Source organism: Hymenobacter metallicola (genome assembly GCF_004745645.1).
GTDB lineage: Bacteria > Bacteroidota > Bacteroidia > Cytophagales > Hymenobacteraceae > Hymenobacter > Hymenobacter metallicola.
In genome coordinates, this window is record NZ_SRMB01000004.1 from 175,335 (window position 1) to 190,445 (window position 15,111).

At 59.0% G+C, this 15,111-nt stretch carries 6 protein-coding genes and 1 riboswitch; of the genes, 4 read left to right on the forward strand and 2 right to left on the reverse strand.

Translation table 11 applies throughout. The annotated features are described in order from the left end of the window. Positions 1–44 precede the first annotated feature (44 nt). The 3 genes from E5K02_RS19230 (at position 45) to E5K02_RS19240 (ending at position 7,077) form a co-directional block, all read left to right on the forward strand. Positions 45–5,567, forward strand: coding sequence for an alpha-2-macroglobulin (locus E5K02_RS19230; RefSeq protein WP_135396948.1), 5,523 nt, complete (start codon positions 45–47; stop codon positions 5,565–5,567). Between the two features lie 250 nt (positions 5,568–5,817). Next, complete coding sequence (locus tag E5K02_RS19235) at positions 5,818–6,147, forward strand: hypothetical protein (RefSeq protein ID WP_135396950.1); 330 nt, start codon at positions 5,818–5,820, stop codon at positions 6,145–6,147. A 150-nt stretch (positions 6,148–6,297) separates the two neighbouring features. Further along, positions 6,298–7,077, forward strand: coding sequence for a protease inhibitor I42 family protein (locus tag E5K02_RS19240; RefSeq protein ID WP_135396952.1), 780 nt, complete (start codon positions 6,298–6,300; stop codon positions 7,075–7,077). 105 nt (positions 7,078–7,182) lie between these two features. Here E5K02_RS19240 and E5K02_RS19245 read toward each other — a convergent pair whose 3' ends face one another. Together E5K02_RS19245 and E5K02_RS19250 are read right to left on the reverse strand one after the other, a co-directional pair. Continuing rightward, on the reverse strand, positions 7,183–8,544 hold the full coding sequence (locus E5K02_RS19245) for a RagB/SusD family nutrient uptake outer membrane protein (RefSeq protein ID WP_135396954.1): 1,362 nt from the start codon (positions 8,542–8,544) through the stop codon (positions 7,183–7,185). 21 nt (positions 8,545–8,565) lie between these two features. After that, the gene (locus E5K02_RS19250) at positions 8,566–11,691 is read right to left on the reverse strand and encodes a SusC/RagA family TonB-linked outer membrane protein (protein ID WP_135396956.1); all 3,126 of its coding nucleotides are present in this window, start codon (positions 11,689–11,691) and stop codon (positions 8,566–8,568) included. Between the two features lie 503 nt (positions 11,692–12,194). Between E5K02_RS19250 and pbpC the strand changes: the two genes are divergently transcribed. Then, the gene (gene pbpC / locus E5K02_RS19255; protein ID WP_240737363.1) at positions 12,195–14,456 is read left to right on the forward strand and encodes a penicillin-binding protein 1C; all 2,262 of its coding nucleotides are present in this window, start codon (positions 12,195–12,197) and stop codon (positions 14,454–14,456) included. 298 nt (positions 14,457–14,754) lie between these two features. After that, positions 14,755–14,846: riboswitch (SAM riboswitch) on the forward strand. Positions 14,847–15,111 lie beyond the last annotated feature (265 nt).

The window sequence follows — 15,111 nt, forward strand, 5'->3', positions numbered from 1 at the left end:
CTTTTTCTATACCTTCCCGCGTCCATTTTCATCTTCCTATCCTTATGCTTATCCCCCGATTATCCCACCTGTTGCTCCTGGTGTGGCTGGTAGTGCTATGTGCCTGCTCCAAGTCGGGCTCTTCGGATTCCAGCCCCGAGGGCGAGGAAATCAGCCCGTATCAAAATATCGTTTTTACCTTCGATGAGCCCGTGGGCGAAGGCCGCGTGAGCCGCTGGGATACGCTGCAGTACGTGCAGTTTGAGCCCGCCGTGCGCGGCAAGTTCAAGTGGACCAGCGACCGGGAGTTGACCTTTTCCCCCTCCGAGCCCTTCCGGCCTGCCACGGCATTTGAGGCCCAGTGGCGGCCTGTAGCCCTGGAAGCTCTCAAGCTCAAGAAAGAGCCCCCGCTGAGCAAGCGCAAGTTTCACACCCCGGCCCTGCAGATGCACGAGCCCCAGCTCTTCTGGAGCCAGAGCCGGCGGGCGGCGGGCACAGCCGAGATGCGGGCCAACCTGCTCTTCAACTACGCCGTGAAGCCGGCCGATATCCAGCCCCTGCTGAAAGTAACCCAGGACGGCAAGCCCGTAGCCTTCGAGGTGGTATCGGCGGAGGCCGACAGCGTAGTAGGCGTAGCCCTTACCCAGGACGTGCGCCCCGGCTCCCCCGTCACGCTGGAGCTGGCGCCCGGCCTGCACCCTGTGGGCTCGGATAGAGCTACCACCAAAGCCCTGACCGCGCAGGTAGCCGTGCCCGACCAGCAAACGTTGCTGGTGCGCGAAGTGGTGGCCTCCATCGTAGAGGGCGACCCGGTGATTACGGTGCTGACCAACCAGCCCGTGTCGGCGGCGGAAGTACCGGCGTTGCTGAGCGTAGAGCCGGCCGTGGACTACGCGGTGGAAGCCCTGGAAAGCGGTTTTACTTTGAAAGGCGGCTTTGATGTGGACAAGACCTACCAGATCAGCTTGCGCAGCGGCTTGCGCGGGGCCCTGGGCGGGCAGTTGGCCGAGCCTTTCACCCAGACGGCCGCCTTCGTGGATGAGCGGCCTAGTTTGAGCTTTGCCAACGGCGACAAGGCCATGTACCTCGACGCGCTGGGCACCCGCAACCTGGGCGTGCGCATCGCCGAAATCAAGCAGGTGCAGGTCACCATTGCCAAGGTCTACGCCAACAACATTCAGCAGCTCCTGCGCAACGGCCAGCAGTACGGCTACGACTACGACGAGGAAGGCGGCAGCGACGAAGGGGACGGCGGCGACGGTGGCTACGAGGACAAGTCGTACAACTACTACGACGTGGAGCAGCTGGGCAACGTGCTGACCGAGCGGACCTACACCGTGGCGGCCATGCCCAAGGAAAACGGCCTGCGCCTGCTCAACCTGAGCTTCAAGGACCTGGAGTTTACCGGCCCCATGAAGGGCCTCTACGTGGTGAAAGTGCAGGACACCGAGCGGCAGTGGCTGCAAGTCAGCAAGCTGGTGTCGGTGTCGGACATCGGGCTGATTGTGAAGCAGGGCAAGGCCGGCCGCACGCTGGTATTCGCCAACTCCATCCGCAACGCTAGCCCGCTTGGCGGCGTGAACGTGCGCTTCGTCAGCTCCAACAACCAGGTGATTAGCAGTGCTACTACTAATAGCGCCGGCGTGGCCGTGTTCGACAGCACCGCCGCCACCAGCCGCTTCCGCCTGACGATGGTGACGGCCCAGCGCGAGTCGGACTTTACTTTTCTGAACCTGCCCAGCAGCCGGGTCGAGACGTCGCGCTTCGACGTGGGCGGCCTGCAAAGCAACGCGGCCCGCTACCAGGCCTTCCTCTACGGCGACCGGGACCTGTACCGCCCCAGCGACACCATCCAAACCAACACCGTGATTCGTACCGAGGGCTGGCTGGCCCCGCCGGCCAACCTGCCGGTGAAAATCCGCCTGCTGCTGCCCACGGGTAAGGAATACGCCAACCTACGCAAGAAGCTTTCGGCCGACGGCTCATTTGAGTCGCGCTTTATCCTGCCCGCCGGCGTGATGACCGGCCTCTACACCCTGGAAGTACTGACCGGCAACGACGTGCTGCTCACCTCGCGCACCATCTCGGTGGAGGAATTCATTCCCGACCGCCTCAAGGTGACGGTGAAAGCCGCGCCGGCCGTGGTGGGCCCGGGCCAGGCTGTGAATGCCAACATCACGGCCATGAACCTGTTTGGCCCGCCGGCCTCCGACCGGAAGTTTGAGGTGGAATTCTCGCTCAAGGAAAAGCCCTTCAACCCCAAGAAGTACGCCGACTACAACTTCTACATCAACACCGGCGAAAACCGGCGCCGCGGCTACGGCTACCAGGAAAACACCGCCATTTCCGACCGGTTCGAGAAAACCGTGCGCGAAGGCACCACCGACGCCAGCGGCAACGGCACGGCCACCTACGAAGTACCCGACTACCAGGACCTCGGCACCCTGGAAGGCTCGGCCTTTGCCACGGTATTCGACGAAAGCGGCCGGCCCGTCAACCGCCTCGCCACCTTCGAAGTGCAGACCCAGCCGGTGATGTTCGGTATTCAGAATCTGCCCGAGCTGGTCAGCACCCGCCAGGCCCAGACCCTGCGCTTCGTGGCCCTGACGCCCAAAACCGCCCAGCCCACGCGGGCCGAAGCCCAGATTAAAATCGTGCGGCTCTTGTGGGAAACGGTGATTGAGCGCCAGGGCGGGCGCTACCGCTACACCTCCCAGAAGCGCGAGCAGGCCATCCTGACCCAGAACCGCACCATTGACGGCATGTTCACGCTCGACTTCACCCCGGCTTCGTCGGGCGAGTACGAGGTGCGCATTTCCCGGCCGGGCGCGGCTACCTACGTGGCCAGCCAGATTTACGCCTACGGCTACGGCGACACCCAGAGCAATTCCTTCGAGGTCAACAACGAGGGCGAGGTGACGATTGAGGCCGACAAGGAGAAATACCAGCCCGGCGAAACGGCCAAGCTCCTGCTCAAAACGCCCTTCGCCGGCCGGGTGCTCATCACCGTGGAGCGCGACAAGGTGCTCGACCATTTCTACGTCAACACCGATGAGAAGTCGGCACGGGTGAGCATCCCGATTCGCGGCAACCACGTGCCGAATATTTACGTGACGGCCACCGCCATCCGCGAAATCACCGACAACCGCCTGCCGCTCACCGTGGCCCGGGGCTTCGTGCCGCTGACCGTGGAAAAGCCCGGCGCCAAGCTGCCCGTGACCCTGACCGTAGCCGAGCAGAGCCGCTCCCAGACCTGGCAGACCCTGGAAGCCAGCACCGCCCCCGGCGCGGCCGTGACCTTTGCCGTGGTCGATGAGGGCATTCTGCAAATGAAGGACTACCGCACGCCCGACCCTTACGGCTACTTCTACCAGAAGCGCGCCCTGGAGGTGCAGGCCTACGACGTATACCCCTTCCTGCTGCCCGAGCTGGGTACCAGCTCCTCCGGCGGCGACGGGGCCGACCTCTCGCGCCGCACCACGCCCGTGCCCTCGCGCCGGGTGAAGCTGCTGGCCAAGTGGAGCGGGGTGCTGCGGGCCGATGCCAACGGCAAAGTGCGCTACAAAGTGCGCATCCCGCAGTTCAGCGGGGCCGTGCGCGTCATGGCTGTGGCGTACAAGGGCGACGCCTTCGGCTCGGCCGAGCAAACCATGCGCATCGCCGACCCGGTGGTTATCAGCACCAGCCTCCCCCGCTTCCTCAGCCCCGGCGACACAATTGACGTGCCCGTGACGCTGACGAATACGACGAAAGAAGCACTGGACATATCTATTAAACCTGAGCTAGCTGGCCCATTAGAATCCGCCGAGTCTATGCTCTTTACTCCTCCGGCTGGCAAGACTCAAAAGCTCCCTGGAGTGTCCGGCGTATTGGTAAGGATTCCGGCTAACTCTGAGAAAAGAGTACCATTCAAATTAAAAGCGGGCCAGCAGATTGGGAATGCGAAAGTTACCATTGTCGTCAGCAGCCGAAAGGAGCAGTTTACTGAGGTCATCGAAATCCCCGTTCGCCCCGCCTCGCCCTTAGAAAAGGTATCCGGCTCGGGGGTGGTGCAAGGCGGCCGCAACCAGAATCTGAACCTGAAGACCAACTTCCTGCCGGCCACGCTGCGCAGCCAGCTGGTGGTGAGCCGCTCGCCGATGACGGAGTTTGCCAAGGATTTGCGCTACCTGTTGCAGTACCCCTACGGCTGCCTGGAGCAAACCGTGTCGGCGGCTTTCCCGCAGCTGTACTACGGTGACTTGACGGCCACGCTCAGCCAGAAAACCGGCAAGCAGGCCAAGGGCACGCGCTTCAACCCGAACTACAACGTGCAGGAAGCCATCCGCAAAATCGAGTCCCAGCAGCTCTACAACGGCAGCCTGAGCTACTGGCCCGGCGGCGACTACGACAACTGGTGGGCCACCACTTACGCCGCCCACTTCCTGCTCGAAGCCCAGCGCGCCGGTTTCGAAGTGAACAAGAGTAACCTCGACAAGGTGCTGCAATACCTGCAGGCCCGCACCCGCAAGCGCGAAACCGAGGAGTACGACTACTTCGACGTGAGCACCATTGCCCGCCGCAAGGTCATTGCCAAAAAGGAAATTCCCTACAGCATCTACGTGCTGGCCCTGGCCGGCCGCCAGGATGCCGTGGCCCTGAACTACTACAAGTCGAACCGGCAGCTGCTGGCCCAGGACTCCCGCTTCCTGCTGGCCGCGGCCCAAGCCGTGGGCGGCAACCAGAAAGCCTACCGCGACCTGCTGCCCACCACCTTCACCGAAACCGCCGCCCACCGCGCCTTCGACGGCTCGTTCTACTCCCCTATCCGCGACGAGGCCCTGGTGCTCAACTCCCTGCTCGAAGTTGACCCCGGCAACGCCCTGGTGCCCAAGCTCACCCGCCAGCTCAGCCGCCAAGTGAAGCAGGCCCGGTGGCTGAACACTCAGGAACGGGCGTTTTCGCTGCTGGCCCTGGGTAAAGTCGCCCGGCAGAACGCTAAGAGCACGGCTACGGCTTCCTTGCTGGCCGATGCCAAGGAAATCGGCAAGTTCTCGGGCCCGGATTTGACCGTGAACAACGTGGCCAACCGCCAGGTAGCCCTGCGCACCACCGGCACCGGTAGCTTGTACTACTTCTGGGAAACCGAGGGCGTGTCGCCGCTGAACACCGTGCGCCAGGAGGATTCCTTCCTCAAAGTGCGGCGCGAGTTTTTGAACCGGAACGGCCAGCCCGTCAGCAGCACTACCTTCCGGCAAAACGACCTGGTGGTGGTGCGCATTACGATTCAGTCGGCCGATGCGGCGGGGGAAGTACCCAACGTGGCCATTACCGACCTGCTGCCCGCCGGCCTGGAAATCGAGAATCCGCGCATCGGGGCCGTGCGCGACATCGACTGGGCTAAGGACGCGGCCACGCCCGACTACCTGGACATGCGCGACGACCGGATCAACCTGTTTACCACCGTCAGCACCGCGCCCAAGTCGTTCTACTACGTGGCCCGGGCCGTGTCGAAGGGCACTTTCCGCCTCGGTCCCGTCAGCGCCGACGCCATGTACAACGCCGAGTACCACAGCTACAACGGCGCCGGCGTGGTGCGGGTACGGTAAGTAAAGGTCATATCAAATTGAACGTCATGCCTGATCTGTCGTCCGCTTGTCGAAGCATCTCTACCGCAATGGTATTGATTACTTCTTCAACGAAGCGGTAGAGATGCCTCGACTGTGCTCAGCATGACAATATCGTTGCACGCAAGATGTCTCCGCTGGTCGACATGACGTTCTTTTCCTCAGGTCAATCGACGTAGATAAACCACTTACGACCACAACCTTTCCTTCCACACCTAACCCTTTCCTTTCTATGGTCAACCTCCGCGTTGTCTTGATTGCCTCCGTTGTTATGCTGCTGGGCCTGATCCTGTGGATGGGCTACTTCTTCTACTTCCGCACCGACGGCCGCGGCCACGTGGTGCAGGAAGCCGACAGCCCCGAAGCCGCCGCCCGGGGCCAGCGCCTCCTCGCCCGGGCCGACGCCCTCACCAACCAGCAGCAGTACGACCAAGCCAAAGCCCTGCTCGACTCCCTGCGCGATGCCGATGCCAACCCCAACGTGTTTATTAGCACCGACGAGATGATACAACGCTTCGACACGCTACGGGTGCGCCGCGCCCGGACGCAAGCCGCCCGGTAGTCTGCCTGCTGCTCCTAGCTCAACCGCAGCTTTTTATTGGCGCTACCGTACGTATTTCTGTCACTAGCTCACAGCCGGCCGCCTTTGCGGCCGGCTGTGGCATTTGGGGCCACTATAATATAGTTCAGCTACTCTACATCCGGTATTCTCATGCGCATCCGACCCTACCTTACCACCCGCCTTCACACCGTTCTGCTTCGCCTGCTGCTGTTGCTGAGCGGCGTACTGGCCTGGACCTCCCTGCAGGCCCAGGGCATCACTACCCTAACGGCCACCGACAACGGCAAGCAAATTCAACTCAGTGTCGGCGAACGATTGATCGTGCGCCTTCCTACCGTGAGTCCGCGCTACGGCTGGCGGCTGGCTCAGAGCTACCCGGGCATGCTCACCGTGGTCAGCAGCAATACGCTGCCGGGCCTGAGTAGCGGCGTGCCAGGGGCGCCGGCTACCCACGAAATTCATTTGCAGGTAGTCGGGCCCGGCGGCTTCGACCTGGCCTTTGTGTCGGCTGTGCCGGGGGCAGGCTACTCGCCGCTGGGCAATTTTTTCCACGTCTACGTTACCATCAATCAGCCCGGCGTAGCCAAAAATGTGAACATCACCGAGTACGGCAACCATAGTCAGGTAACGGTCAACAAGGGCGACCAGCTGCTGATTAAGCTGGGCTCCACGGTAGGCTCGGAGTATGCCTGGGAGGTAATGCCCATTGAAAGCAACGTGCTAAAGCTGACCAGCCAGCAACAGGAGGACGGTAAGAAAAGCAAGAAAAAGCCGAAGCCGGGCAGTGCTCAGGATATCCTATTCCAGTTTCAGGCTCTGAACCCCGGCAAGACGACCGTTCGTTTTCTTTACCGCAACACGGCCAACAACGAAGCACCCCCGTCCCGCGACTTTGAGCTGGACGTCACCGTGCCCGAGCCACCCCGCTAACCGCCTGTAGCCGCCCGCTGTTGGTGCGCCAAGCTGGGCAGCACAACCACACAAAAAAGCCCCGACTCATATGAGCCGGGGCTTTTTTAGCTAGCGTCCTCTGGCTTAGTAGCCGGGGTTCTGCTTCAGGTTGGGGTTGTTCACCGTTTCCCGGAACGGAATGGGGAACAGCAGACGACGGGCATCGGTAACGCTCAGAACCGCTTGCGCCCGACCCGTACGAGCCAAGTCGAACCAGCGGTGGCCTTCCATGGCCAGCTCTACGCGCCGCTCCCGCTCGATGGCCAGCAGCAACTCTTCCTTGGTTACGGCCGTCGTGCCAGCTAGGCCAGCCCGGGTCCGAACCAGATTCAGGTCGATGATGGCTTGTGGCAGCTTGGAAAGCTGGGCTTTGGCCTCGGCGCTGGTCAGCAGCACTTCCGCGTAGCGAATAGCGCGGTAGTTGTCTTCGCCGGTACCGGGCTTCGTGTACTTAATGCCTACCCCGGCTGGAATGGTCTGGCCACCAGCTAAAAAGGTACCGTTGGAGATAGAAGCATCTTTGCGCCGGTCACCGGCTTCGTAAGCCGTTGGCAGGGTTGAGCCTCCGCCCGTGGGGCTCACTTCGTTGCGGCCGCCCCGGGTCGTGGGGAAGAAGAAGAAAGCAAACTGGCTTTGGTTGGTATTCTCGAAGTTAACCTCGAAAATGGCTTCCGTCGAGTTCTCCGTATCGAATACGTCACGGTAGTTGGGTACCAACGTGAAGCGCTTACTGGCAATGATCCGGTCGGAGAGGTCGGAAGCGGCCTGCCACTGCCCGCGGTACAGCGCCAGGCGAGCCTGCAGGGCAATAGCAGCCGACTTGGTAGCACGGCCCAGGTTGGTTTCCGGTAGACCAGCTTCGGCGGCTACCAAGTCCTTCTGGATCTGGTCATACACCTCAGCTACGGGGGTACGGGTCACGTTCAGGCTGGCATCGGCTTGCTTAGTAGCCGTTAGCACCAGCGGTACATCCCCCCAGTAACGCACCAAGTCGAAGTAAAAGTACGCCCGCAGGAAGCGCGCCTCGGCAACCAGCGAGTTACGGGTAGCTTCCGGAATGCTGCTAATAGCTGGTACGTACTCGATTACGTTATTGGCCCGGTTTACCCCTTGGTACAGAATGGCCCACATGTTCGACACCTCAACGTTTGAGGGCTGAATATTGCGGTTTTTAATCTCAGCAAAGCTGGGAAAGGTACCAATGTGAGCCAGGTTGTCGGCCGACAAATCGGCCATAACCGGGTAGCGCAGACCGTAGTAGTTGGCGCTAGTGAAGGTGCCATAGGTGCCGATGATGGCGGCGTTGGCGCCGGCCAAGTCGGTGAAGACCTGGTCAGTGACCAATGCATTCTGAGGTTCCTCCTCCAAGAAATCCTGGCAACTGGTGCCAGCAAAGCTTAGAAACCCGAGCAGGGCTAAGGCAGTGATTTTATTACGAAAAAGCATGTGCTTGTAAGTCAGTGGTGATTATAAACCCAGGTTAACACCTACTTGGAAGGTGCGCGCCTGCGGGAACGTCAGGAAGTCGGTACCCAGGGACGTGTTGCTGCCGCTGAAGGTGTTGATTTCCGGATCCAGACCCGAGTAGTTGGTGAACGTCAGCAGGTTCTGACCCGACACGTAGATCCGGGCCGACTGCAGACGGGCAGCCTTTACAATACCGCTTGGCAGGTTGTAGCCCAGGGTAGCCGTTTTCAGACGAGCGTACGAGCCGTCTTCCAAGAACCGGTTGGAAGTACGACGGTTGTTGTTGGGGTCGTTGAAAGCAGCCCGTGGAATGTCGGTATCCGTGTTGGTCGGCGTCCACCGGTCACGCACACTGCCCAACTGTCCAAACTGGCTGTTCATACCTTCCCCGAACGCGCGGGTATTGCTGAAAATTTCGTTACCCTGCTGAAACTGGAAGAAGAAGCTCAGATCAATACCCTTGTAGCTCAGGATGTTGTTGATACCACCGAAGTAGTTAGGCTGAGCCGAGCCAATGATTTTCTGGTCGTCGGCCGTCACCACGCCGTCACCGTTCAAATCCACAAAGCGGATGTCGCCGGGGCGGGGCTGGTTGGTCGTGCTGGTGCCCTGGTAGAAAGCGTTGGCGTTGCCGGTCTTCTGACGAGCCATGGCAATGTCGGCGCTGATTTCGTCCTGGTTCTGGTAAATACGGTCTACCACGTAGCCATAGAATGCCCCCAGAGGCTGGCCTACTTCAACCCGGTTGGCGAAGCCCGACAGGAATGGTGCATTGTTTACCAGCGCCGTTACTTTGTTGCGGATAAACGAAATGTTGAACGTGGTGGTCCAGCTGAAGTCATCCGACTTGATATTGTCGGAGCTGAATTCAACTTCCAATCCTTTGTTCTCCAGCGAACCAATGTTCTGGCTGATGGTCGAGAAGCCCGAGGTCAGGGGCAGCTGACGGTTGAGCAGCAGGTTGTTGGTCTTCCGCTGGAACAGGTTTACACCGAAAGTGAACCGATCGAACAAGCCCACGTCAATACCGGCGTTGAGTTCGTTGGTTTTTTCCCAAGTCAGGTCAGGGTTAGCCAGCTGCTGAGGAGCCGTACCAGCCTGCTGCAGGTAGTTAGCCTGGATAGCTTGGCCCAGGCCTACGGGCACACCCGTAACGCCTACGCCGAACAGGGAGCGGGAAGCAAAGTTGCCGATGTCGAAGTTACCCGTCTGGCCATAGCCGGCGCGCAGCTTCAACTCGCTCACAATAGCATTGTCCTTCAGGAAGGCTTCCTCGCTCACGCGCCAAGCACCCGAAACGGAGGGGAAGTAACCGTACTGGTTGTTGCCCCCGAAGCGGGAAGAACCGTCGCGACGAACCACGCCTTGCAGAATATACTTGCCACGGAAGTCGTAGTTAAGACGAGCCAGGTACGAGAGCAGCGTCCAGGAAGTAGCGTCCGACGAAGCGTTGACTTTCACCGAACCAGCTACGAGCGACTGTACGCTGTTGCCGGGGAAGTTGGTAGCCGAAGCCTGAATGCCCTCCTGTACCGAGCGCTGGGCAGAAAAGCCGATCAGCCCCGACACGTTATGATCATCGGCGAACGTGGTGGAATAGGCAGCCGTCAATTCGTTAAGCCAGTTGGCATCCGAACGGTTGTTGGCGTCAGCGGCACCGTTGCTGGCCGAAGCAGTTACCAGCGTGTTGGGCAGGAAACGGTCTTCCTTCAGGTTGAGGTAGTCGATACCGATGTTGTTGCGGATACGCAGGTTTTTCAGCGGCTCGACTTCGGCGTAGAAGTTACCGATGATACGTCCCTGACGCGCATTGAAGGTAGGCTCCACGGCCGAAGCCACGGGATTTTCCACCGACGAGAAAACGTCGCGGCCGTAGGTGCCGTCCGGGTTGTAGACCGGCGTCTGGGCGCCCAGCAGCAGGGCCCCGCTGAGGACCCCGTAGATGTTGTTGTCGTTGTTGATACGCGTGCTCAGCGAACGGCTGATTGTGAGGTTGGTCCCCACTTTCACTTTATCGGAGAGGCTGTGGTCCAGGTTCAGACGGCCGCTGCCGCGGTTAAACTTGGAGCCAATGATGATGCCCTCCTGGTCGAAATACGTACCCGAAACCAGGAAGTGGGTTTTCTGGTCGCCACCCGATACGGTAGCCGAGTAGTTGGAAATCCGCGCGTCGCGGAAAATCTCATCCTGCCAGTTGGTACTGGCACCGGTGAACAGCGACTGGGCCGCAGTGGGGTTGGCCGTCACGTAACGGGGAGCCAAGCCTACGTTTACCCGGGCTTCGTTGATCAGATCCTGCGACTCCTGGCCGTTGAGTACGTCCAGCCGCTTAATAGTCTGCTGCACGCCGGTGTAATAGTCGAAGCTTACTTTGGTACGGCCAGCCTTGCCGCGCTTGGTCGTCACGAGCACGACGCCGTTGGCTGCGCGCGAGCCATAAATAGCGGCGGCCGAAGCGTCCTTCAATACCTCAATCGACTCAATGTCATTGGGGTTAATGTCGGAAAGGGCGTTCAACTGCTGGTTACCAACGCCGATGTTGGAGTAGCTACCGGTGTTGATCGGCACGCCGTCGATAACATACAGCGGGTCGCTACCGGCCGAAATAGAGTTGTTACCACGGATTCGAACGGAAATACCGCCGCCGGGGGTACCCGAGCTCTGCGTTACCAGTACGCCGGCCGCACGGCCCTGCAGTACTTGGTCAACACCAACTACGGGCTGGTTTTCGAATTGCCGGGCTTCTACCGAGGTTACGGCACCCGTTACCAGGGTTTTGCTTTGCGTGCCATAGCCCACTACCACTACTTCGGAAAGTGCTTTGGTGTCGGTGGCTAGGCCAATGTTGATTTGGCTTTCCGCTCCGACTGAGCGCTCTACTGGCACGAAGCCAACTGAGCTAAAAACTAGTACGCTTCCGCTCTCGGGAACATTGCTCAGGGAGAAAGTACCATCCGAATTGGTCGATACCCCATTGTTGGTGCCCTTCAGCAGGACAGTTACCCCGGGGATACCATCACCGGTTTGGCGGTCAGTTACCCGGCCGGAGATACTCCGAGTCTGGGCAGTTACCTGTTGCAGTAACGTCAACATGAGCAGAAAACTCATGAATAGGATTTTTTTCATGCAGAAAAGGTGTAAGTAGGACAGAAAACGAAACCCCAATTTAGGTTTATGTGACTCTTTTTACAAATTAAAACTAACAATCATTAACACTTTATTATCCAAACATTCCAACCAAAGGCAGTTACCCTTTCGAATGCCACAGCAAAAAGGCCATATTCTTAAGCATTCAGCTTCTACTATACGGAATGCTTCTCCTGGTTTATAGTGCTGATTAAGGCGGGGGATGTAGTCTGGATATTATAAGGAGTTGTGAGCGGGCGGAGACTTCCTGAATGGCCCGTAGCACTTCGAATTATATAAGCAAAACACAATGAACCGCCGCCTTTATATATGGTTTATATTATATCCTGAATGGTAATTTTGTAGGCCCGTGCCCGAAGTCAAATAATTTATTTGTCTTTGCATTTAAAGAGTGTCTCGTTATCTGCTCGTTAGCATCCATCCTTACCCGAACCCGTCCTTTAAGAATGAAACGTGCGGCCGGTTATCTAACTTTCCTGCTAGTGCTTGGCGGACTAGCCTGGAGCCTCGATGCCTTGTTTCCGCTGCCGGCTCCCCCACGATACTCGCCCCTGGTGCTGGCGGCCGATGGCTCGGTGTTGCACGCCTTTCTGAATCCAACCCAGAAATGGCGGATGAAAACGGAGCTGCGCGAAATCACGCCGGCGCTACGCACGACCATTATTGAGAAGGAAGACCGGTACTTCTATTACCACTTTGGCATCAATCCCCTGGCCCTGGTACAGGCCGCGGGCCGCAATGTATTTGGCGCGGGCCGCACCACCGGAGCCAGCACGATTACCATGCAGGTGGCCCGCCTGCTCGAGCCCAAAGAGCGAACTATTGGGAATAAGCTGCTGGAAATGGCCCGCGCCCTGCAACTGGAAGCCCACTACAGTAAAGCCGAGATTCTGCAGCTTTATCTGAATCTGGTGCCCTACGGCGGCAATATTGAGGGAGTTAAGTCGGCGGCCCTGCTCTACTTCCAGCAGCCCCCCGATTACCTTTCCCTGGCCCAGACCGTGACGTTGGCTATTATTCCCAACCGCCCGCGGGGCTTGGTCCTCGGCCGTAACAACGAGGCCATTCGCGCGGAGCGCAACCGGTGGCTACGCCGGTTTGGCCAGCAAGGCCTGTTTGCCCAGCAGGATATCGACGATGCCTTGCTTGAGCCCCTGGACGCGCGGCGCCATGCGGCCCCTACCCTGGCGCCCCACCTGGCGCGGCGGTTGGTGCAGCAGTTTCCGGGGCAGGCCATTGTGGCTTCTACCTTGCAGCGGAGCAAGCAAGCCAAAGCCGAAGACCTAACGCGCAACTACGTGCGCCGCCTCCATGCATTAGGCATTTCCAATGCGGCCGTGCTGGTGCTCAACAACCGCACCCGCGCCGTGGAAGCCTACGTCGGGTCGGCCGATTTTCGGGACATACTCAATAAGGGCCAAAACGACGGCGTACGGGCAGTTCGCTCACCGGGCAGCACGCTCAAGCCCTTCCTCTACGCCCTGGCCCTGGATAAAGGCCTGGTAACCCCCAAGCTACTGCTGCCCGATGTGCCAACCAACTTTGGTGGTTACCGCCCCGAGAACTTCGACAAGCACTGCCAGGGCGAAGTCCCCCTGGACCGGGCCCTGGCGTATTCGCTCAACATACCGGCCGTGCGGGTGCTGTCGGACCTGGGGGTGCCTACCTTCACCGCCAAGCTGCGAGCTGCCGGCTTTCAAACCGTGGCCCAAAGAAGTGCCCACCTGGGCTTGAGCACTATTCTGGGTGGCTGCGGGGCTACGCTGGAAGAGCTTTCCAACATGTATGTAACCCTAGCCAATGGCGGCCGCTATGCCCCGTTGCGCTGGACCAACCACCAACAGCCCGTGCCGGGCAACGTGCTTTTCTCCACTGCTTCGGCCTTTCTCATTACTGACATCCTGGCCCAGCTCACCCGGCCCGACCTGCCCGTAGGCTACGAAACCAGCATCCGGCTGCCGAAAGTGGCCTGGAAAACCGGCACCAGCTACGGCCGCCGCGACGCCTGGAGCATCGGCTATAATAAGGAATACACTATCGGGGTATGGGTAGGCAACTTCAGCGGGCAGGGCAGTCCGGCTTTAACAGGGTCTGACGTGGCCACTCCTTTGCTTTTTGATTTGTTTAATGCTGTAGCCTACAACTCCCCTAACAACTGGTTTCAGCCGCCGGCCAGCCTCGACTTCCGGCTGGTATGCGCCGAAACGGGCCGGCCGCCGGGTGAGCATTGCCCCAACCAGATTATTGATTATTTTCTACCGGGCGTGTCGTCGAGTTTGCGCTGCCAGCACCAGAAGGAAGTGCTGCTTTCAGCTGATGCCCAGTACGCGTACTGCCGGGCCTGCGCACCAGCCGCGGGTTACCGGCGCGAGCTGTACCCTAATTTGTTGCCCGATGTCGCCGCCTTCAAGGAGGCGCAGGGAATTCCGTACCGCCGCCTGCCCCCGCATAACCCCGGTTGCCAGCTGGTGAGCGGCGGCAGGGAAAAAGCGCCCAGCATCACTTCGCCCGCGGCTAATACGGAGTACGTGCTCAACAAGGGAGAGCAGCAACAGCTCCTGCTCAGCTGCGCCACCGACAATGAAGTGCGCCAGGTGTCGTGGTACATAAACGACCAGTTTCTGCGCACGGCGGCCGCTACCGAACGGGTATTTTTTCGCCCCCCGGCCGGCACGCTCAAGATTTCCTGCGCCGACGACCATGGCCGCAATACCGACATCCGCATTGTGGTAAACGAGTTGTGAAAGCGCGGTGAAAATTTAATGTCCCAAGTGAGCTGAACAGCAGGCAAAAGAGGGGCCTACACGGTTTAAGCTCAGAAAATAGCATAAAATTTATAATCAAATGATATGTTCATTATTACTTTAAGTAATACCGTTAGTTTATACTAACAGCCGTATGCACAGTGATATAAATTACTAATAAACAGATACTTAAATAATAATTAACATCAACAATACTTCTTACTAACGCTATAACTTGCAATTATAAAAATCCTACTATTACCTTTGTCGCATCAATTCTTTACCCATCAAAGGATTGTTTTTATACAGAGGCGTGGAGAGACAGGCTCAACGAAGCGCCGGCAACCATCCGCAAATGCGGAACGGTGCCAAGTCCTGACCATATAAAAACAACAACGCCGTGAAAACCTTGTCTAACGCCCGCACATTTTCTACTACCTCCGCTGCTCTACAGCATGGATGTTGTGGCATGATGTGCTGTCCGTGTTGTTAGCAAGCCACGCCCGTTTTCCTGTTCGTGCCAAGGCTCAGCCCGCTAAGTTGATGCCACACAACCCCCGACCGACTACCGCAGGATAGTCTGCCTGAGCTTACACAGCTTTTCTGTGCTCAGGCGCATCACCCAGCCGGCTTTTCCTCTCGGGAAAGCCACATC